Consider the following 19,933-nt stretch of genomic DNA (forward strand, 5'->3'; position numbering starts at 1 on the left):
TTGATAATCCTACCGCTCTTTCCGCCCGCCTCCAGCAATTAGCAGAGAAAATCGTATATAATCCAGCAATATCCTATTTACGTTTTTCGAGCTTCAGATGTTATTTTCAGGATCACATTTTCACCCAGGGCTCAGGCTTAATGGAAGGGAAAAATAAAAAACTGCACCTTCCCCAAGTTTGCTTTCTGCCCAAATCTCCCCACCATGACGGCTTACGATCTCGTGGGAAATGTAGAGGCCTATACCAAGTCCGGAGATATTTGGAGACGCTTCATCTATTCGGTAAAACCTTGCAAAAATGCTTTTCAGCTTTTCAGGAGCGATGCCAGGGCCAAAGTCTCTAACAGAAACGGTTACCTTTTGATCATCACAGAAAAGAGTGACTTCGACTCTTCCAGCTTTTGGAGAGTACTTGATGGCATTGGATAACAGGTTAATAACCACCTGCTCGACACGCTGTGAATCCCCTTCTATGAGGCAATCTTGAATATCGCTTGTGTAGGAAATCAGATGACTGCTCTCCGAATGTTCAATGAGTTCAATGGCTTCCAGTACCACTGAGATAAGATTAAACTTTGCAATGGTCAGCTGGAGCTTCCCAGCCTCAATCTTGGATACATCGAGAAGATCATTAACCAGCTTAGTAATTCTGCCAACCTGGATCAAAGCTTTCTCCAGAAACATCTTTGGTCGGTCCTCTGTTATAATTCGGGAAAGAATTTGCAGGTAACCGTTGATGGATGCGAGCGGGGTTTTTAGCTCGTGACTAGCTAAGCCGATAAATTCATCCTTTTTGTCGTTAAGTGCCAAAACCTCTTCTAAAAGCTTCGCATTGTCCAGACTGATTGCAGCCTGAGCAGCTATGGAAATAACCAAAGTTTCATGTTCAGAGGTAAATTTCCCAGGTTCGGGATGTCCAAAAAACAACCCTCCTATCACTTGCCCGGATCTTGAAGTTACCGGCACCGCCAAATAACTCACCACCGGGAGGTGTCCCTTGGGCATACCGTAATGGCAATCGTTTTTGCCATACCTTGGATCCTTGGTAATATCGTCTACCCGCACCACACCCTGTCCAGAAAATGTAGGTTGGAAAACAGCAGTATTACGTGGCATACCAAACTTTTCAAAAGACTCACGCGATGCGCCTGAAAGGGTAAAGAGTGTATAGGATTCTCCACCCTGATCAATTTTATTATAGAAGAATGCTCCGAAACCAGCTCCAGTGAGCTCAGTAGTCGCATCGGTAACTTTCTGAAGAATCTTATTGAGATCCAGCTCTTCAGAAACCGAACCCATTACCATATTCATGATTTCCAGTCGCCTTGTATATTGGCCCGCAGCTTGCTGGGCAACCTTCTGAGCCTGAATGTCGCGGCCTATCTTAGAAGCACCGATGATTTTTCCCTGCTCATCAATGATCGGTGATATTGTCAAAGAAAGGTAGACGGCTTTTCCCTCTCTTGTTTTCCTTACCGTCTCAAAGTGATCGACCTTCTCGCCTTTACGGATTTGTGAGAGGATATAATCTTCCTCACCCAAGCGTTGTTTTGGAATGATGATGGAAATGTGACGTCCAATTGCCTCTGTCTCACTATAGCCAAACGCGCGTTCCGCCGCCGGGTTCCAACTGGTAATAATGCCTTCCAGGGTTTTTGAAATGATAATGTCATCAGAAGAATTGACCACCGCCACAAACCGGGCCTGCTTTTCTGCCAGTTCCGACAGGCTCAATTCATGTTCTTTCTGAGCAGTGATATCGAGCACAGATCCGATGAACCGTACCGGCCTGCCTTTTTCATAATAAACTTTTCCTTTTGCCCTGACCCAGCGTAGTTTATGATCTGTGGCACCCAGTGTACGGTATTCCACATCATAATCTCCCCCCGAGCTTTCGCTTTCCATTAGCCCGTCGATGATTGAGGTAATTCGGCCGCGGTCATCGGGATGCAGTCCCTGGACAAAATCTTTTTTATAGTTTACCATTTGATTATGGGAAATGCCAAAAAGTTCGCGGCATCTGGGGTCCCATTCCATTGTTCCCCTCTCTAAGTCCATATCGAATGTGCCTACCTGAGCAGCTGTTTTAGATAGATGAATCTGTTCATAAGCCTTCTCACGATCCTTTCTGGCAACAACTTGTTCACTGATGTCCACTGAGGTGGCAAGGATTCCGATGATTTCCCCGTGCTGGTCCCGGTAGGGCTGGTAAGTAAAATTCTGGTATACGGTTTCCTGCTTGCCATGACGCATCAGTACCACAGGAAGTTCACTGGCGGTATAAGGTATGCCATTTTTATAAACTGCTTCCATAACCTGCTCCAGCCCTTGCTCCCTAGCATCGGGCAGCGCCTTGAATACAGGAACCCCCATTACGTTTGTTTTTTGTTTTCCCCAGATCTCAATCATCGCATCATTTGCGAGGTCTACCACGAAGTCTGGGCCTTTAAGCAGACACATTGCTACCGGAGCCTGTAAGATCATTTCGCGAAAATTTTGCTCTGAAAATTCAGCTCTTTGTTTTTGAAGGTTCAAGTCAGTCACATCAGCTGCAGTGTTCATTACACCATAAACCTTCCCTTCAGAGTCGAACAGCGGAGTAAAACTATAGTTGAAATAAAACTCTCTTAGCCTGCCCTCCACAACCAGTTCCACTTTGCTATTGCGGACATGATAAGCAATGCCAGTACTGAATACCTGGTCAAGCTTTTGATAAATATCGGTTTTTTCAAGTTCTGGAAGAACTTCACGATAGGTTTTGCCAATCACCTCGGGTCCTTTACCCCAAGCCTCTATCACAGACTGGTTAGCTTTGACAATCCGCATTTCCTTGCCATGGTAGACGGCGATAGGAAATGGAGCGCTTTCAATAATGGCAGCAACCTCCCGGTCGTTTTGGTTTAGATCTGTATTATTAGGGTATTTCATGGTGGGATAATTGTAGTAAGAGATCAGTTTGGCAAACTTTTATTTGGATCAGTTGCCGGGCGAGAACCAACAGATCCTCAAGGTCGAAAGGTTTGGCCAGATATGCATCTGCACCTGAATTTGCGAAAACCTCTTTAATATTATTGTTTGCTGAAACTAAAATAACCGGTATATTTTTTAGTTGGGGATCACCTTTTAACTGCCGTATCGCCTCTTTACCACCAATAGTAGGGATCCAATTATCCATTAATATCAAATCCGGGGAATACTCCTTACAAATCCCAACCGCACAATCGCAGTTTTCGAAGGTCTTCACATCCCAGCGTTCCTCTTCAAACAAAAAACTGAAGATTAGTGCCAGGTCCATGTCGTCTTCAAAAATGATTACCTTCTTCCCCATTGCGCTAAATTAACTTTTTTTGTTACCTCAAGCAAGCCTGCCCGCAAAGATTTCTGGTTAAACAAAGAAGTTTAAACCTTGTTCGACCCAATAAGTTAATTCAAATTGTATGGTTAAAAATATACATACCGTACTTTTTGTTAATGAACGGGTATCTATAAAAGGTATCGCTTGAGTAACAGATAGGGCTTTGATTCTGCCCATGCAGGACTATCCAGATTTGAAACTTTAAAAAGTGCCAACGCTTTTTAAAGAGGCTGCAATTTGATAAGGTTGGAAGTTAACTATTGTGGAGAAATTATTGGAATTCGTGCAGACCTGAAGCATGCCCGCTTTTTAATAGGTACTGCGACAAGTTCACAGCACTTTACAGACAGTCAGATGCCTAATCAGGCAGAGCAATGCTGGTCAATTCAACTTTTGTAGACGATCTAAATTTTCAGTGAAATCTGCGAGTCGCGAGCTGGCCCACGATCTTAACGCAGAATCATCTACCCCAATATTTGAGGAAGCTTTAACATGGAGTTCAATCATGTGCTGATCAGAACGGACTGCCAAAGTAATCAAACTTCTTACCGCCCCCTTAGCTTCCATTATTTGCTCCAAACGATTGTTATCCGGTGAATCAGCAAGCACTACCCCATATTGATCAGCGAACATTTTTAATTTCTCCATGTAGCTGTTGGCTGTTTTTTCCCTATCCGCGATGACATCAAAATTTTTCACACTCGACGGATTTTTTTTCCATTCTGCCAAGAGAACATTTTGAAACTGCATTTCTTCATTTGCCGTTATGATAAATTCACGAACAGGATAACTGTAACCGTTAGGATCTTCTTTATGACAACTAGTAAAAAAAATCGAGAATCCGATAACGATGCACGCTGTGATGAAAGAACTTAAGCGAAGAGTCTGAAAATTTCCAATTAAGTATAACATAATTTAGCCAATCCACGGTAATAATGACAACAACTCCCAATTTGTGGCAGACTTCCTGTCTGCAATAATAGTTCTGCTTCGTTTTGGTCAATCAGGCTAGTTCAGCGCTCAGGTTTTAAGATCATACTAACTTGAGTTTCTTCACTCAATCAGGAGATCTAGATGTGGGACCACCTAGATCTGAATTCATGGACTGATACGCTGAACCAACCCTGACCCGGATTGAAACCAAACCGGTTATTTTTTCTTAGGCACCTTCGCTCCTTCTTTCTTCGCTTCGGGCAGGCCAATTGCTACTGCTTGCTTTTTAGAGGTAACTTTCTTTCCGGTTCCGGTTTTTAGCGATCCCTCTTTTTCCTCATGGATAGCCTTTTCGACTTTTTCGCCAGCTTTCTTTGAATACTTAGCCATAACATTAATCTTAGTTATCTGTATTATAATTCTATCACCGTCCCTCACCGCGTCTTCCACAATATTGGAATCGACTTAGTCCTTTTTTTTAAAACCTATTGGAAAATAAAAAGGTTTTAAAAAAAATAACCTCTCCTGCAAAAAGTAAGTAAAACAAACCATTGAACATAATAAGCATAAAGCCGAAAACTTAATTACCATTATTTATGGACTGGAGTAATTTTTTATTTGAGACCAATACAGAACTTTCTTATTTAGGGATGTGCAGCCGGGCAGCAATCGTATTTGCATTGGCCTATCTATTAATCCGCATATCTGGTAGGCGCTCATTCGCCTTGAGGAGCCCTCTGGATAATATCATCGTAATCTTATTAGGCGCTGTATTAAGCAGGGCAGTTGTAGGGGCATCTCCATTTTTACCTGTGGTAGTCTCAAGCACCCTAATTGTCGTAATGCACAGATTATTAGCCTGGTTGACTAGTGTTGAACCCAAGTTAAGCAATTGGTTTTCCGGCAAAAAACTTGTACTTTATCAAAATGGGCAGTTCCTCGATAAAAATTTAAAGAAGGGTCTGATAGGAAAACAGGAGATAATGGAGCAGGTGCGACAAGTAATGCACCGGGACGATCTCGAAAAGATTGATTCCATATATATGGAGCGAGATGGGCGGATGAGCATTCTCCTTTCAAATAAGTAAACATTATATGTAAAAAAAATAATCACCATAGTACTTCAGCGAAAGTTTTAGTGCGTTTTGCATTGGTTTTGACTACACGGTTCTGATTTTGTTATGTTTTTTATTATGACGTGTAGATAGGTTTATGTTTCAAGTTGCATTGATAAGACCTAATTGCAACCAAACCAAATGAGAAAAGATATTATCCGGCATTTACCAAAAGCTTGCAAATAGCAGACTGTCAAATCATCTAATCCAATGCATTGTATTCCGCCTCAAAACTAATTTTTGTCTTTTCCTTTAGTCGAGATCGGTAACCGCACGCAGAAAGTTATACAGTAATTATTAATTGCAGACCGTTATTTTTTTTAGAATCATTGAAAATTATTGGTTAACTTGATTTTCATGCGTATAAGAACTTTAATGCGATTTACATCAACAAAAATCCCTTTGGATAATCAGATTTTCCCTAAATATCAGACCAATATCGATATTCGCAATTTTTCTCATGTCTTCTCGCGGGTTTCTAAGGACACCATGGGGCCGATTTCGGATGCACAGGTGCTTTAGCCAGCGGTAATTTGCCGGGAATTTGAATATACCACTAGACTATCGATAAGGAATTAACGAGTTGAGACCGGCGATCCCTTAGTTAACTTAACAATGGTATTATGAGTTAATTTACAGATTTCATCAGCTATTAACCTAAAATCTGCTTTCCGAAATGGTGTTGGGGCAAGTTAAACACAACATAATTTCATCTGCCATTCTGAACTTTATCAAACAATATTTCTGTAATTTTCTGTCAAACAGGAAACGCATTAATTTGCTGGTCCATTTTTAGATGGCAAAGAAAATACATTAATACTTTCTTACTGAATCTCCCGGATCAAGTTTTTTCTGTGGCTGCAAGGTATCAACCTTCTTTGCGGAAGTATCCTTTGAAGTCATTTTTAACTTCACTTTTTTACCCTTTTCTGAAGGGTTAGTGCATCCCTGTAGAGCCATTCCAGCAATAGCTGTGACACATAAAAATAACCGTAATGTTTTCATAGCTTTTTATATATAAAATCCTAATCGATAGAAATAGTTTTGACTATTTTATAAATGGATAATTCAACTTTCTAATATTTCGACTCGACAATAAAAAATGGCGGGGTGAGTTTGGCTTTTCCCTAAGGAAAAAGGCAAGATACGTCTCATTCCTAAAACTATTTTAAAAGATCTATAGTTAAATCTTATATCGTCAGGAGAAAGTTATTTATGAAAAATAAAGATGATCACATTAGTTATGAAACTGGTACGGCCAACCAGGAACTTGAAAAGTTTATTTCCGCGCAGGAACGTGACTACTTAACTGCGCTAACTGAGATAAGCAAAGGAAAAAAACGATCCCATTGGATGTGGTATATCTTTCCTCAGATCCGCGGCCTCGGCCTATCTGAAACAGCAAAGTATTACGCCATTAAGGACCTTAGGCAGGCTAATGCTTATTTGCACCATCCATTATTAGGCCCCAGGCTAATGGAAATCAGTGAAAGATTGCTTTGTCACAAAAACCGCACTGCCCATGAAATTTTTGGTAGTCCGGATGATCTGAAACTTAGGTCAAGTATGAGCTTATTTTCTTGTGTCGCTAAGGCTCCGGCAGTTTTTCAACAGGTTCTTGATGCATTCTTTTCCGGGGAGAAAGACAACAGAACGCTTCGCATACTTGGACTTTAACTTTACTGTGTAGTCGTTTAACATTGTAGTGTGCTAATTTACTACAGAGCCATCCATGGATCTAACCTTAGCGGTAGCACGTCAATGCCATTTAAGTTGTTTTTGCTGTCAGATTCTGTATGACAAAAGGAATACATTAAATAGTTACTTAAATAGTGTCTTTAATTTCCCTGATGACTGAATATCCAGTCCTTTATTTTAAAGAATTTGCAATTAAGGAGAAGGTGATTTTTTGTTGTCCTAAAAACATTAAATACACATGCTATACTTATTTATAGATTACTAAGCTGAATAGTTCGACTCTCTTTCGTAGTCGTTCGCTGTGATGAAATTGGTAATGAATAAGTACAAAGACTACAGTGATATCAACTTTCTTTTCATTGATAACAGGAAAGTCAGCAGCGATTATGAGGCTTTGACAGGAAATTTTCTAAGGGCAACAGGATATGGCTTTGACATTTTATTCGATTATTATGGACATATTTGGTTAGCTTGAAACGAAATTTCTCAGCGAAGTTTCCATGTATGTTGGTAAGATTTACCGATAGCCCCCCCTGAAGGGCACCATGAAAATGTTATGCCCGGCTCCCTATCTTCACTAGGTGTTATCCCATCATCCCTAATCAACAGTAGCAGCACATTTCTAAAGATAATCATTACTCGCAAATATACTGAGTGACTTCCCGATACTTAATAATAGCATTATATTTTTAATAACTGCTAAAATTTAAATGATTTTGCAGGACTTCAAAAACCACCAACTTTGTACAGGATACGGAAAACATTGTGTCCGGAATCCATTGTCCCGACGGGCGTCTCTAAAACCATTATTTTAAAAAATATGAAAACAAAATTATCAATCCAAAAACCGGCCAGGGTAGGAACTTTGGCCTTGTTATTACTTGCAGTGATCTTAACGCCGCAGAAAGTATCCGCACAGGCACCAAAAGTCAAAAATATTGTATTGGTACATGGAGCTTTTGCCGACGGTTCGGGATGGAGTGCCGTCTACTCTATACTGACCAAAAAGGGTTTTAAGGTAACAGTAGTTCAAAATCCAATGACTTCACTCGAAGACGATGTGGCGACTACTAAACTTGCATTGGATAAGCAAGATGGACCAACGATTTTGGTAGGTCATTCTTATGGCGGTGCCGTAATTACCCAAGCGGGTGATCACCCTAAAGTTGCCGCATTGGTTTACGTCGCAGCCTTTCAACCAGATAAGGGGGAAACTGTGTTGCAATGGGTAATGACCGCTCCACCAGCTCCTGAAGGCGGAATACTTAATCCAGATGAAAAAGGAATGGTTTATTATGATCTTGCAAAATTTCACGCCGGTTTCGGAGCGGATATTCCAAAAGCGCAGGCTGAATTTATGGCAGCCTCACAGGGCGCCTTCAATGTGAAGGGGTTTGTAACTCCACTTACGGTTGCAGCATGGAAAACAAAACCAAGTTATGCGGTAGTTTCGACCGAGGATAAGACACTTGTTCCTTCAATTCAAAGAGCGATGTATAAACGCTCGAACACTAAAGTTACAGAGGTAAAGGGAAGTCATGCGGTATTTATTTCACAGCCTGAACAAGTTGCTAAAGTTATCGTCAATGCGGCGACAGCCGTTAATTAACTGGAATTCAGCCATAATACCGGTGGAAAATATTGATTTTCAGTACAATTAAAACTGCTCTGCATAACGTCCAGTTCTGCAGAGCATATTTTATGTTCCTCAATCTCCTTAACCAACTTTGCTACAAGCGCTTCAAGGCTATTTACTGCAATGAAAATTAAAACCTATACATAATGGAAGAAATTGAAAAAAAATACCCGGTTGAGAAGGATAAAGCACTTTCAAAAAAAACAAAAAAATTCCTTATAAAGTTCAACGCCCTAGAATCGACCGCAGCAAATTTATCGGTTACTGAAGCAAGAAAAGCTTTTGCGGATCTTCAAGCATCGAGCGAAGTCGATTATTCTGGAATTGAGGAATCCGAACAAAACATCGATTCTGGTGGATACAAAATAAAATTAAACATTTTAAAACCCGAGAACAGCAAAAGATCTTTACCCTTTTTCGTTTTCATTCATGGGGGTGGCTGGATTTTAGGTGACTATCCGAGCCATAGACGATTGGTAAGAGATTTGGTTGTCCACTCAGGCACAGCAGGGATTTTTATAAATTACAGTCTATCACCTGAAGTAAAATATCCAAGGGCACTGGATGAAATTTCTGCAACACTGGATTGGTTATCAAAAAATGCTGATGATTATAATCTTGATGCTACACGGATGGCGCTGGTAGGCAACAGCGCCGGGGCGAACATGGCAATCGCAAGTGCGATCCGGGGAATTGAAAACAATGGGCCAGAGATCAAACTACAAATACTGATGTGGCCGGTAACAAGCTATACCACAGATTGGAAATCTTATGATAAATATGGCAGTGACAGGTTTTTAACTTCACAAAAAATGAAGTGGATGTTCGACAACTATACCAGCGATGAGCAGGCGCTTGGCAGTATCTACATCTCCCCTGTTCTTGCAGACCGCAAGCAACTTAAAAAGCTTCCGCCAACATTAATTCAGGTAGCAGAAGCTGATATTTTGAGGGATCAGGGAGAGAAGTTTGGCCGAAAACTGGATCAGGCCGGAGTCAATGTAACCACCATACGCTATAATGGTATGATTCATGATTTTGGCTTGCTTAATCCTTTGGCAAAGCTGACGCAGGTGAAGTCGCAAATTGCGCATGCATCTGCTGAGTTACACAAATATCTGTGGGCTTAAGTGTAACCTGGCCTAATTTATTACATAGATGAACAGACAATGCTAACCCTTCTTCAGCAATTATTGAATTTTGAAAGTCTTTCAACAGTCCCTCATGACCAGTTGAACTGGCTAATCAAGCACAGCAAGATCAGAAAATTTGAAAGGGGAGCATTTGTAGGAATACAGGGAAAAAAAATCGATGGGCCACACTTTTTAATAAAGGGAAATATTTTAATGTTTATGTATCGTGGCAACGAGAAGCAGGATCTTTTGACACTGGAAACGGGCGATATCTTCGGATACCTTCCCTACTCAAGAAGCGATATCGCACCATTAAATGCACTTGCCCTCGACCAGGTCGAAGTGCTATCCTTTGAAACCTCAATGGTACGGGAAATGATCAGTTTACATTTTGAGCTTACCCAGTCATTGGTACATATCATGAATACCCGAGTCAGAAGTTACACCACGCTTCAGCAACAAAATGACAAGATGGCTTCGCTCGGAAAATTGGCAGCGGGCTTAGCCCATGAATTGAATAATCCGGCCTCAGCGCTCATCAGTGATGCTTTAGCCCTCAAAAAACATATTCGTGCAGAGTTCTTATTCAATAGTTTCTTTCCAACGGAATGTTTGGTAAATACCCAAAGAAGTAGTATTGAAAGCCGGCTTGTAGAAATAATCTCCGGGCATCAGGAAAAAGAACTATCCTACAAGGAGCAAAATCAGAAAGAAAATTCCATCACCAAATGGATGGAGCGTAATTCCATCAGCTATACTGAAGAAATGATCGAAGTTTTTGCAGATTTCAATATCCAAAGCGACTCGCTTGAATTTCTCAAACAGAGTCTTCCGCAAAAAGCATTGGCAGCCTTATTTAAACAACTGACCAACTCCCTTGTTACCGAAAAAATTGCCCGTAACATTGAAGTGGCTTCATCGCGAATAGCAGATTTGGTCCGATCCGTCAAAATATACACGCACATGGATCGAGGCCAAGAGAGGTCATATTCTAATATCCATGAGGGAATTGATAACACCATCCGTATGCTCGGACATAAAATCCGAGTTGGAAAAATTCGCGTTAACAAGCGCTATGGTGAAGAAGTTCCACCGGTAAACGCGCATACTGGAGAACTTAATCAGGTCTGGACCAATCTGATCGACAATGCAATTGACAGCATGCTTGAAAACCAAGAGGGATCACTTACGATTGTGACCGAACTTGCGGGTAATAACATCAAGGTTAGCTTTACCGATGATGGACCGGGAATCCCTGAAGATATCATAAACAACATATTTGATCCCTTTTTTACAACCAAACCTATAGGATCAGGCACAGGCATGGGCCTAGAAAATGTCAGAAGGATTATACTTAGGCAGGGCGGATCAGTTAAGGTATATTCAGTTCCCCGCAATACGGTCTTTACAGTTTGCATCCCAATCAACACTCACAAACAGGCAATTAAACCATAAATAAAATGGAAAAACCTTTAATTTTTTTGATTGATGATGACCCCCAGGTTCTCCATTCAATCACACGGGATTTAAAGTCCCAGTATGAAAAAAGATATAAGATCATCAGCAACAGCTCCGCGCACCAAGCTTTAGAAACTATTGCCGAATTGAGGAATCAGTCAAAAGCAATTGCTATTTTTATCAGCGATCAGCGTATGCCAGAGATGCAGGGAATAGAATTTTTGAAAAAAGCTATGGCCATTTTTCCCAATGCGAAACGGGTACTGCTGACTGCATACAGCGATACCCAAGCTGCCATTGAGGCGATCAACCATATCCAGCTGGATTATTACCTTATGAAACCGTGGAATCCGGCCGGGGAACGCTTATATCCCGTGCTGGATGACCTCCTATCCGACTGGCAGGCTAATTACCGCCCTGAATTCAAGGGACTCAAGTTAATTGGTTTCCAATACTCGCCATTTTCGCACAAACTTAAGGATTATCTGGCAGGCAATTTGATTCCATACCAATGGCTGGATGTAGAGAAAGATCCGGAAGCAAATCTACTGCTTCAACTTAACGGGTTAAGTTTGGAGAATTTACCTGTGGTTATAACAGAAGATGGAGAAGTTTTTATCCAGCCAGATGTTTCTGCTCTAGCTTTGGAAATCGGGGCAGGTGCCGGAGTAACGACTGAGATGTATGATGTTGTAATTATCGGCGGAGGTCCTGCGGGACTTGCATCTGCAGTTTATGGCGCTTCCGAAGGTCTTAAAACCCTTATAATAGAGCGCAAAGCTCCGGGTGGACAGGCAGGAACGAGTTCCAGGATAGAAAATTACTTGGGTTTCCCTTCCGGACTAACAGGCGCTGATTTATCCCGAAGGGCGATTAGCCAGGCCGTAAGACTTGGTGCGGAAATACTTTCTCCAAAAGAAGTGTTATCCATCAGCGAAACAGATAATTATAAAACAATTACGCTCCACGATCAAAGCTCAATCAAATGCCGGGCAGTAATTATAACTACCGGAGTCGACTATAAAAAACTAGAGATTAAGGGCATTAGCGATTTTACAGGTGCCGGAATTTATTATGGAGCAGCCGTAAGCGAAGCGGCTTCCTGTAGGGGGCAGCAGGTTTATATTGTCGGAGGAGGCAATTCTGCGGGTCAGTCTGCAGTTTACCTTTCTAAATTTGCTAAAAAAGTACATATTCTCATCAGACGAGAAAGCTTATCCAATACGATGTCCTCCTACCTAATTAAGCAGATCGAAAGCTTGCCCAACATCGAGGTTTTGACAAACTGCAAAATAAGGGAAGCTTCAGGCCAAAGCCACCTGGAAGATTTGTTAATCGAAAATATTAAAAGCAAGAGTCTTGAAAAATATAAGGCAGCTGCATTGTATATTTTTATAGGGGCTAAGCCATTCACCGACTGGCTTGGAGAGGCTATCGAACGGGATGTTAATGGCTTTATCAGAACGGGGCAAAATCTAAGGTACGACAGCAGGTTCGGGCAATTCTGGAAGCTTAAAAGAGATCCTTACTTACTTGAGACCAGTATTCCGGGTATTTTTGCAGCTGGCGACGTGCGCTCCGGGGCAATGAACAGAATCGCTTCGGCAGTTGGTGAAGGTTCGATGGCGATTTCCTTTGTCCACAAATATTTAGCAGAACACTAACGCAAATTTTTAAAACGATGTCAGAAAAAAAGATTCTATGCATACACATCAGGGAAATTAACAAAATCATGACCAGTGGGAAACTTGAATGCGAAGAATGCGTCAAAATTGGAGGCAAATGGGTTCATCTGAGGGTCTGCCAAAGTTGTTGAGCGACGCTGTGTTGCGATTCATCAGACCATAAGCATATTCGTACACATGCTTTGTCAATGTCCCATCTGGTAGCCAGTTCTGCCGAGCCAGGAGAGAATTGGATGTGGTGTTATAAAGATCAACAGGGCGTAAACTTCGACTGATGTATTGGATAAACCCACATCGGTCTATATCTATGCGCAGTAACAATTAACCGTAAAGCCACACTGAGCACGCAGTTTTTCCAAGATCATCATCCTTACATCTCTAAAATGTGTGATAAGAAATGCTAAAAGCTATTCCAATGTTTAATTCATATTCTTAAACACCAATTTTTAGTGTATCATTTATGGCAGTGTTACCAAAGTATAGACTACGTGATGAAAACTATATTAATCATAGACCCGAACCTAAACCTGTTGGAAGTTCTTTGTCATGCGTTGGAGATGGAAAAATATGAAGCTATCGGTTACTCGGGGCACGAACTGGAACTGATTAAACTAATTCAGAATATAGCACCTTCACTAATCCTCATTAACCTTAGTTTACCTTCCGATAAGTCTATAGAGTGGTGCGGTCGAATGAAATCTCTATATCCTAACCTCCCTATCATTGCGATGAGTTGCGATGAAAGCATTCTCAAAAAAAAGAATCTTTGGTTATTTGACGGGAATATCGGGAAGCCGTTCGACCTTGCTTCATTTTATAACCTTGTAGAAAGACATATTGGAAAGACCTAACCAAAAACCAGTCAGATTAGGATCACCATGTTCGATACTGTTGATACGGAAATAACCCTCTTGGTTCTCAACTTGCCGATCCAACCCAAAATGAACTCCGGTATTACGAACATTCCTGCCAGAACAATCAAGATGACTATCAAAATAATGATAACAGGTATAAGTCGTATGATTTTCCATTTTTAAAATTTCAAATGAACTTTATTCAAAATAAATCATGTTGGTGATGAATTCAATTTAAGGTAATCTGGCGAGAATTTGTTCAGGAAAGTCTAAAGGACCTGCCGGAATCAGCCACAGAAATGTTCTCAGGGAAGCTGAACGATCAATAGATAGAGGTCTTCAATGCAGAAAGGATTGAATTACGCATTCTAATAAAATAAAAATATGGATAACACGATTAAAGGTATTCATCATATTACTGCGGTTGCAGGTGATGCCAAAAGAAACTATGACTTTTATACCCGAATCCTCGGACTTCGGCTTATTAAAAAAACTGTGAATTTCGATGATCCCGAAACTTACCACCTCTATTATGGAGATAAGATGGGTACACCTGGCACCATTTTGACATTTTTTCCGAATGAGGGAATCCCGGCGGGACGACCCGGAACACGTCAGGCTACAGCCATAGGATATTCCATAGATAAGTCAGGTTTTGATTTCTGGAAGCAGCGCTTTGATAATAACGGCGTAAAGTACCTTGATGTTGCTGAAAAGTTCAATGAACCATATTTAACTGTTTTCGATCCCGACGGACTTCGTTTGGAGCTGATTGGCTCTTCAAAGGAAGATATACGCAAACCTTGGACATCTCAAGAAGTACCCGGAAACAATGCACTGAAAGGATTTTACAATATAACTTTAACACTAAACGACTTAGCGCCAACAGCGGATATATTAACAAAAGTATTTGCCTATCAATTAGTGGAGCAAAAAGATAATCTCTTCCGTTTTAGCACCAACTCGGTTACAAATGCAGCAATCGTTGACATTTTGGTTTCGAAATCTGAAATTCCGGGCCACGTATCTATGGGATCGGTACACCACGTCGCTTTCAGAGTGAAGGATGAAAAGATTTTAATGCAGTTCCGGGATACGATTATTGGTCTTGGTCTACATGTCACTGAAAAGATTGACAGAAACTATTTCTATTCCATATATTTCCGCGAACCGGGAGGGGTTTTATTTGAGCTGGCTACGGAGAACCCCGGCTTTATGGTCGATGAACCGATAGAAACCCTTGGTGAAAAGCTGATGTTGCCCGAACAATATGAACAATTGCGTGAAACCCTTGAAATTACATTGCCTAAACTAACATAAGATGGACGCAATACAGAGCAACTATTTGACCGCTGGACAACCAATTGAATCAGCCACCGGTGTACTCATCATGATTCACGGAAGAGGCGGTAATGCATTAGATATCATGGCGCTTTCTGATGAGTTACAAATTGAAGGAATGGCCATATTTGCTCCACAAGCATTGCAAAACAGCTGGTACCCGCACAGTTTTATGGCACCTATTGCTACAAATCAGCCTTCAGTAAATCTTTCACTGGGAATTGTTGCTGAGCTCGTCACGCATGCATTAAATTATGGTATAGTCCGGGAGAGAATTTTCTTTCTGGGATTTTCACAGGGTGCATGCCTAATGCTGGAGTATATCAGCAGAAATGCAGGCAAGTACGGAGGTGCAATAGCTTTTACAGGTGGTCTGATTGGAGAAGTTTTGGTAAATGATAATTACGAAGGTGATTTTTTAGGAACTCGGGTATTGATCACCACAGGAAATATGGATCCGCATGTACCACTAAAAAGAGTTAAAGAAACTGTAGCACAACTGGAACTTCAGCAGGCAAATGTCAGACTGGAAATTTATAAGGATAAGCCGCACACTATCCTTGCTAATGAAATGATCATCGCCAATGACTGGATATTCAGTGACAATCACGTTTGAACGATTAATTAGCTTATAAAATGACAAAGACCTTCAAAGTCACACGCGTTTATACAGATGCGGAGGGCGAGAGCAACTTTCAGGAGGTTGAATATCCGCTTTTGGATGCTGGGCCCATCGGTTTTCTTTCCGATCGGTTTCAAGTCAAGGAAATGATCTTTAGAACGGTTAGAGCCGATTATAATGATGCTCATCAAGCCCCAGAAAGGCAATTTGTCGTGCTGCTCGATCTTGGTGTGGAAATCGAAACCTCACTGGGAGAGAAAAGGCAGTTTCAGCCGGGCGAGATCCTACTTATGGAGGATACCACCGGTAAAGGCCACCGAAGCCAAAATCTGGAGTACAAAACCAGGAACTCGCTATTTATAATCCTCAAATAATAACAACCGGTAATCCGGCATTCCATTAACTATAGTCTACAATAAATTTCCAACGGATGATTCAGCAGATAAAGCGCAGCCACAAAGGACTTTTATCCTTAACTTATGAATATACTACTTTATTTGCATGCATGCTTGTGATGTTCCAGGCTTACTTAATTGCACCTCTTTCGCCAAGCTTAGCAAGAGACTTTGCCTCACCATTGCCTGCGCTTGGCATTCCTGTATTTGCTATAGCATTTTCTATCGCTGCCATAGCTACGGCCTATTTAAAAATTCATGTGCCAGTTCGTGGGTATTTGTTGCTCTCACTCGGTTCTATGGCATTAGGAAGTTATCTGTTAAGTATTAGCGAGACTGCATTTTTTTTCCTAATAACAAGAGCGCTGGTTGGTTTAGGGACAGGTGCATTATTGCCGATGACGATTCTCCACAATGTTTGCCATACCAAAAAGCCAAAATCTTTAGAGCGTATCGTACCGGTTGTTTTTGCACTGGCCACGGGCATGACGTTTTCCCCCAGTATCGGGGGCTGGCTAAACGGTGTATTTGGCTGGCGAATGCTTTATCTATGTTTAAGCATACTATGTACTTTATTTTTCATTTTATGCCTGCTTAAGAAGGTAGAGAAATTTATTCCCCAAGGGATACTCATCGAAAATTCCGGGAATGTTAAGTCCTTAGAGCGCAATGCCGGATTTATATTTAGTTTTTCTTTTTTGACAGGTCTGTTTCATTCTGGGGTTTTTGTTTGGATCAGCCATTATTTCACTGTTCAATATAGCCTGAATGAATCTGAGATTGCAACCGAACTATTTATTTTTGGTTTTCCGGGTTTTGCATTATCTTTTCTATTCCACCATTTGGAGATGGATAAGAAAATGATAACCTTTTTATACGCCACTATGGGGCTAACCATTTTAGGGCTTTTACTATTATGGGGAAATTTGTCGCTCGGCCTGGCCGAATGCCTGCTGGCTGTTATTTCAATTGGGTTCGGTTGTAGTCAACCATTATTTATGGGCCTTGTTAAGCTTCCTCAGGAAAGGCAAACGCTTTTGTCTCCCGCCGCTCATGGGACAGGATTTCTTTTTGGGGGCTACGGCATTGGCCCATTGGTAATGTTCGCATTGCTAAGCATCAACTTATCCGCCGGGTTATTGTTTTTGATTTCAACTGTAGCAGCACTAGCCTACATCTCAATCCGAGTTTGGAAGAAAAATGGTATTCCAGCAAATTCGGCTTTTATTAATGGAAAATAATTAAAGGTTTATGGGGTATCCATATGATATACATTCCTGATTTGGAAAGAAGCCCCATATCGCTAAGATTTTAATCCGATCACATTCTGAGCCCTCCGAAACACCAATTGTTTTACAACATACAAGGTCATTTCAATTAAATCCTGTGGCAACTGTTTAATCAATAATTTTTATTCAACAGCTTCAAGCCGAATGTAAATGGTTATAAACATCTTGCTTAATGAGGTTAAAATCCAGAAATGCCCTTTTCCAGCAATGAAAATCAGCCATGGATATATCCATCATGGAATGTATCAGCATCCACTAATCCACCAATGATAACTTCTCCATACCAACAGGCCAATTTTTGTTTAAAATATCTTCAAGGTATTTAATCTCGTCCGGATACGCAGTATTTTTGCGCTTGGCAAAATAAAGTGTGTTTTCTACTGGCGGACTTCCCTCCCATGCCAGTTTAATACCTTTTTCTGCAAGTTCTTTACCACAAAGGAAATCGGGTACAACGGCAAAACCCTTGTTATTGGACATACACCTTAAAATTGACGCGAAAGAGGGCACCACATATTTTGGTCTGAAACTCGGTAAGGCGCCGAAACTTGCTGACCAGAAATTTTTAAGATATTCCATATCATACGCAGTTGTATACCAGATCTGATCGTTCAGCCAATCTCTAAGAGCCGGCCGGTTATCTTGAGAGAGGAGCTCTGCAAACTCGCTGGTATCCGTCTGGTTGCCACAGATCAATATAATCCTTTCCGTTTTGAATGGCTTATAATCCAGGTTATGCTGCGTACCCTTTAGTGTAGTAAGAATCAGATCTAAGGTACCGTTATTCAAATCCTGAAGCATCTGCGGACAATCACCAAACCTGGTAACCAGGTTGAAAGGTAAATCCGTGATATTGGACTCCAGTACGTGCTGAAAGATTTCCATCGACATAGCCACACTGACAGTTGGTTTTTCAGCCTTTGACTTTCTACGGAAGATATGTTCCGCTTCTTCAAGCTTATTCATGTGGTCGATTATAAAGTTATATAGCATTGTCCCTCTTTCTGTAGCTACCATTTTCCGGGTATCCCGGTCAAAAAGCCGATGGCCGGCAAAAGACTCAAGCGAGCTTAAGTGCAGGCTAACACCTGGTTGGGAAATAAACAGGTCTTTTGCTGCAGCCGAAAGTGTTCCGACTTCATAAATGACTTTAAAGGTTCTGAACCATTCTAGATTAATCATTGTTTGTTGGTTTAAGGTTTTTTATTAATCGTTCGTTACAACTTGTTGCAGTACCATACCAAAAGAGTATGTCTCTTGGATGTTCTGCTGCTCAACTTATATCGCGTCGTTTAGCCAGTGTATAATGTCCCGTGTAACAAGTCCATTGTACTTGTCATTGAGCAGGTCATGATAATGCCCTACATACAGTTTCAATAGCTTATTTGAAGAGGATGCGTGTTTTTCAAAGTATTCACTTCCGGATGGCGAAGTTGCGCCATCCGCAGTACCATGAAGGATCAGTAGCGGGAGCTTAATCAAACTCATTTCTTCTTTAAGATATTCGGATGCGAGCAAAAGTTGCTGCATAGTCTTTGCAGGTTGCTTTTCATGGCTCAACAATGGATCATTGTTCATTTTAAGCACATGGGCAGCATCTCTGGAAAAATCTTCATTTTTTAATTTGACCAAACGGACATGAGGAATAAAACGGGCAAGGAGTTTTATGGCCGCTAGAGCAAATGCAGGCGCCGGAATTTTAAATGCAAAGCTTTCTGAAATTAGTCCCTGGAGCTTATGCTGATTTTCCACAGCGTAAGCGGAAGAAAAAACGCCTCCAGCGCTATGCCCAAGCAAAAAAACGGGAATGCTTGGATGCCTGGATACAACAATATTAATCAGGGTATCAATGTCTGACAATACTCCATGAAAATCAGGTATATAATACCTTTCGCCTTCTGAGCGACCCCTACCGATCAGGTCCATAGCATAAACCTCAAACCCCTCTCCGTTAAGCTGAGATGCAAAATCTTCGTAATACGCACTATGAGAATTGAGCCCGTGAATAATTACGATTATCCCTTTGAGCTGGCTGGGGCTATTCCAGTTTCGATAAAAAATGTGCTGGCCATTCTGGTTTGCAAATGTTGCAGTTTGTTCATTCTGTGACTTCATAACTAAGCACCAGTCAATTATGTGCCATAAATAATAAAAAATGGAATGCAAACTAAATTTATTTTAAAACATTGATTATCAGTTAAATAAAATAAAAATGCAACTGCGTTTTGATCAAGGATTTCACCAGAACTCCAATTTTTTCGGAGTTTCATTAATGTAAACTCTGAAAATATCGGAGTTGGGATATCAAAAATGTTTGATCGGTAAATCGCGATTTGGAATCTCTGAAGAAAAAACTTTCGGTATTGGATTTTGGCAGCCCGGGTTAACCACTAACCTTTTCGGCCCTGTTTCACATTTG

19 protein-coding genes are annotated in these 19,933 nt (G+C 41.1%); 12 read left to right on the forward strand and 7 right to left on the reverse strand.

Annotation, left to right across the window (positions count from 1 at the left end; translation table 11 throughout):
* Positions 1 to 120: 120 nt before the first annotated feature.
* The 4 genes from DRW42_RS00765 to DRW42_RS28990 form a co-directional block, all read right to left on the reverse strand.
* Positions 121 to 2,928: a PAS domain S-box protein gene (locus DRW42_RS00765; protein ID WP_113946920.1), complete on the reverse strand. Its 2,808-nt coding sequence runs from the start codon at positions 2,926 to 2,928 to the stop codon at positions 121 to 123.
* Entirely contained in the window at positions 2,915 to 3,328 is a 414-nt protein-coding gene (locus tag DRW42_RS00770; protein WP_113946921.1) for a response regulator, read from the reverse strand. Before DRW42_RS00770 ends, DRW42_RS00765 begins: the two co-directional genes overlap by 14 nt.
* Before the next feature lie 408 nt (positions 3,329 to 3,736).
* Positions 3,737 to 4,267 carry a hypothetical protein gene (locus DRW42_RS00775; protein WP_113946922.1) on the reverse strand — a complete coding sequence of 177 codons (531 nt, stop codon included), beginning with the start codon at positions 4,265 to 4,267 and terminating at the stop codon, positions 3,737 to 3,739.
* 237 nt (positions 4,268 to 4,504) lie between these two features.
* The gene (locus DRW42_RS28990; RefSeq protein ID WP_167437777.1) at positions 4,505 to 4,678 is read right to left on the reverse strand and encodes a DUF6496 domain-containing protein; all 174 of its coding nucleotides are present in this window, start codon (positions 4,676 to 4,678) and stop codon (positions 4,505 to 4,507) included.
* A gap of 206 nt (positions 4,679 to 4,884) precedes the next feature.
* Here DRW42_RS28990 and DRW42_RS00785 point away from each other — a divergent pair, with 206 nt between their 5' ends.
* A complete protein-coding gene (locus DRW42_RS00785; RefSeq protein WP_113946924.1) occupies positions 4,885 to 5,376 on the forward strand; it encodes a DUF421 domain-containing protein in 492 nt (163 codons plus the stop codon).
* Positions 5,377 to 6,216: 840 nt separating this feature from the next.
* Here the strand turns inward: DRW42_RS00785 and DRW42_RS00790 are convergent.
* Positions 6,217 to 6,408, reverse strand: coding sequence for a hypothetical protein (locus tag DRW42_RS00790; RefSeq protein ID WP_113946925.1), 192 nt, complete (start codon positions 6,406 to 6,408; stop codon positions 6,217 to 6,219).
* 210 nt (positions 6,409 to 6,618) lie between these two features.
* On the opposite strand from DRW42_RS00790, the gene DRW42_RS00795 reads away from it, so the two are divergent.
* The 11 genes from DRW42_RS00795 to DRW42_RS00845 all read left to right on the forward strand — a co-directional run bounded on the left by DRW42_RS00795 (position 6,619) and on the right by DRW42_RS00845 (position 17,466).
* A complete protein-coding gene (locus tag DRW42_RS00795; protein ID WP_113946926.1) occupies positions 6,619 to 7,080 on the forward strand; it encodes a DUF1810 domain-containing protein in 462 nt (153 codons plus the stop codon).
* A gap of 841 nt (positions 7,081 to 7,921) precedes the next feature.
* Positions 7,922 to 8,710, forward strand: coding sequence for an alpha/beta hydrolase (locus tag DRW42_RS00800; protein ID WP_113946927.1), 789 nt, complete (start codon positions 7,922 to 7,924; stop codon positions 8,708 to 8,710).
* Positions 8,711 to 8,883: 173 nt separating this feature from the next.
* Positions 8,884 to 9,867, forward strand: a complete 984-nt coding sequence (locus DRW42_RS00805; RefSeq protein ID WP_113946928.1) for an alpha/beta hydrolase — start codon at positions 8,884 to 8,886, stop codon at positions 9,865 to 9,867.
* Between the two features lie 39 nt (positions 9,868 to 9,906).
* Positions 9,907 to 11,325, forward strand: coding sequence for an ATP-binding protein (locus DRW42_RS00810; protein ID WP_113946929.1), 1,419 nt, complete (start codon positions 9,907 to 9,909; stop codon positions 11,323 to 11,325).
* 5 nt (positions 11,326 to 11,330) lie between these two features.
* On the forward strand, positions 11,331 to 12,992 hold the full coding sequence (locus tag DRW42_RS00815) for an NAD(P)/FAD-dependent oxidoreductase (protein ID WP_113946930.1): 1,662 nt from the start codon (positions 11,331 to 11,333) through the stop codon (positions 12,990 to 12,992).
* A 158-nt stretch (positions 12,993 to 13,150) separates the two neighbouring features.
* Entirely contained in the window at positions 13,151 to 13,288 is a 138-nt protein-coding gene (locus DRW42_RS29465) for a UBP-type zinc finger domain-containing protein (protein WP_208643475.1), read from the forward strand.
* A gap of 216 nt (positions 13,289 to 13,504) precedes the next feature.
* Positions 13,505 to 13,864 (forward strand): response regulator, encoded by a 360-nt coding sequence (locus DRW42_RS00825; protein WP_113946931.1) that lies wholly within the window; start codon positions 13,505 to 13,507, stop codon positions 13,862 to 13,864.
* A gap of 387 nt (positions 13,865 to 14,251) precedes the next feature.
* Positions 14,252 to 15,187, forward strand: a complete 936-nt coding sequence (locus DRW42_RS00830; protein WP_113946932.1) for a ring-cleaving dioxygenase — start codon at positions 14,252 to 14,254, stop codon at positions 15,185 to 15,187.
* A 1-nt stretch (position 15,188) separates the two neighbouring features.
* A complete protein-coding gene (locus DRW42_RS00835) occupies positions 15,189 to 15,824 on the forward strand; it encodes an alpha/beta hydrolase (RefSeq protein ID WP_113946933.1) in 636 nt (211 codons plus the stop codon).
* Positions 15,825 to 15,844: 20 nt separating this feature from the next.
* Entirely contained in the window at positions 15,845 to 16,204 is a 360-nt protein-coding gene (locus tag DRW42_RS00840) for a cupin domain-containing protein (protein WP_113946934.1), read from the forward strand.
* 56 nt (positions 16,205 to 16,260) lie between these two features.
* A complete protein-coding gene (locus tag DRW42_RS00845) occupies positions 16,261 to 17,466 on the forward strand; it encodes an MFS transporter (RefSeq protein WP_113946935.1) in 1,206 nt (401 codons plus the stop codon).
* A 303-nt stretch (positions 17,467 to 17,769) separates the two neighbouring features.
* Here DRW42_RS00845 and DRW42_RS00850 read toward each other — a convergent pair whose 3' ends face one another.
* Entirely contained in the window at positions 17,770 to 18,696 is a 927-nt protein-coding gene (locus DRW42_RS00850) for a LysR family transcriptional regulator (protein WP_113946936.1), read from the reverse strand.
* A 96-nt stretch (positions 18,697 to 18,792) separates the two neighbouring features.
* The gene (locus tag DRW42_RS00855) at positions 18,793 to 19,629 is read right to left on the reverse strand and encodes an alpha/beta hydrolase (RefSeq protein ID WP_113946937.1); all 837 of its coding nucleotides are present in this window, start codon (positions 19,627 to 19,629) and stop codon (positions 18,793 to 18,795) included.
* Between the last annotated feature and the right edge of the window lie 304 nt (positions 19,630 to 19,933).

It is taken from the genome of Pedobacter miscanthi (assembly GCF_003315595.1).
GTDB classification, from domain to species: domain Bacteria; phylum Bacteroidota; class Bacteroidia; order Sphingobacteriales; family Sphingobacteriaceae; genus Pedobacter; species Pedobacter miscanthi.

What these genes read in the sequence shown, in the direction of transcription:
- DRW42_RS00765 (WP_113946920.1), bottom strand. Translation starts at nt 2,928, where the DNA reads ATGAAATACCCTAATAATACAGATCTAAACCAAAACGACCGGGAGGTT.
- DRW42_RS00770 (WP_113946921.1), bottom strand. Translation starts at nt 3,328, where the DNA reads ATGGGGAAGAAGGTAATCATTTTTGAAGACGACATGGACCTGGCACTA.
- DRW42_RS00775 (WP_113946922.1), bottom strand. Translation starts at nt 4,267, where the DNA reads ATGTTATACTTAATTGGAAATTTTCAGACTCTTCGCTTAAGTTCTTTC.
- DRW42_RS28990 (WP_167437777.1), bottom strand. Translation starts at nt 4,678, where the DNA reads ATGGCTAAGTATTCAAAGAAAGCTGGCGAAAAAGTCGAAAAGGCTATC.
- DRW42_RS00785 (WP_113946924.1), top strand. Translation starts at nt 4,885, where the DNA reads ATGGACTGGAGTAATTTTTTATTTGAGACCAATACAGAACTTTCTTAT.
- DRW42_RS00790 (WP_113946925.1), bottom strand. Translation starts at nt 6,408, where the DNA reads ATGAAAACATTACGGTTATTTTTATGTGTCACAGCTATTGCTGGAATG.
- DRW42_RS00795 (WP_113946926.1), top strand. Translation starts at nt 6,619, where the DNA reads ATGAAAAATAAAGATGATCACATTAGTTATGAAACTGGTACGGCCAAC.
- DRW42_RS00800 (WP_113946927.1), top strand. Translation starts at nt 7,922, where the DNA reads ATGAAAACAAAATTATCAATCCAAAAACCGGCCAGGGTAGGAACTTTG.
- DRW42_RS00805 (WP_113946928.1), top strand. Translation starts at nt 8,884, where the DNA reads ATGGAAGAAATTGAAAAAAAATACCCGGTTGAGAAGGATAAAGCACTT.
- DRW42_RS00810 (WP_113946929.1), top strand. Translation starts at nt 9,907, where the DNA reads ATGCTAACCCTTCTTCAGCAATTATTGAATTTTGAAAGTCTTTCAACA.
- DRW42_RS00815 (WP_113946930.1), top strand. Translation starts at nt 11,331, where the DNA reads ATGGAAAAACCTTTAATTTTTTTGATTGATGATGACCCCCAGGTTCTC.
- DRW42_RS00825 (WP_113946931.1), top strand. Translation starts at nt 13,505, where the DNA reads ATGAAAACTATATTAATCATAGACCCGAACCTAAACCTGTTGGAAGTT.
- DRW42_RS00830 (WP_113946932.1), top strand. Translation starts at nt 14,252, where the DNA reads ATGGATAACACGATTAAAGGTATTCATCATATTACTGCGGTTGCAGGT.
- DRW42_RS00835 (WP_113946933.1), top strand. Translation starts at nt 15,189, where the DNA reads ATGGACGCAATACAGAGCAACTATTTGACCGCTGGACAACCAATTGAA.
- DRW42_RS00840 (WP_113946934.1), top strand. Translation starts at nt 15,845, where the DNA reads ATGACAAAGACCTTCAAAGTCACACGCGTTTATACAGATGCGGAGGGC.
- DRW42_RS00845 (WP_113946935.1), top strand. Translation starts at nt 16,261, where the DNA reads ATGATTCAGCAGATAAAGCGCAGCCACAAAGGACTTTTATCCTTAACT.
- DRW42_RS00850 (WP_113946936.1), bottom strand. Translation starts at nt 18,696, where the DNA reads ATGATTAATCTAGAATGGTTCAGAACCTTTAAAGTCATTTATGAAGTC.
- DRW42_RS00855 (WP_113946937.1), bottom strand. Translation starts at nt 19,629, where the DNA reads ATGAAGTCACAGAATGAACAAACTGCAACATTTGCAAACCAGAATGGC.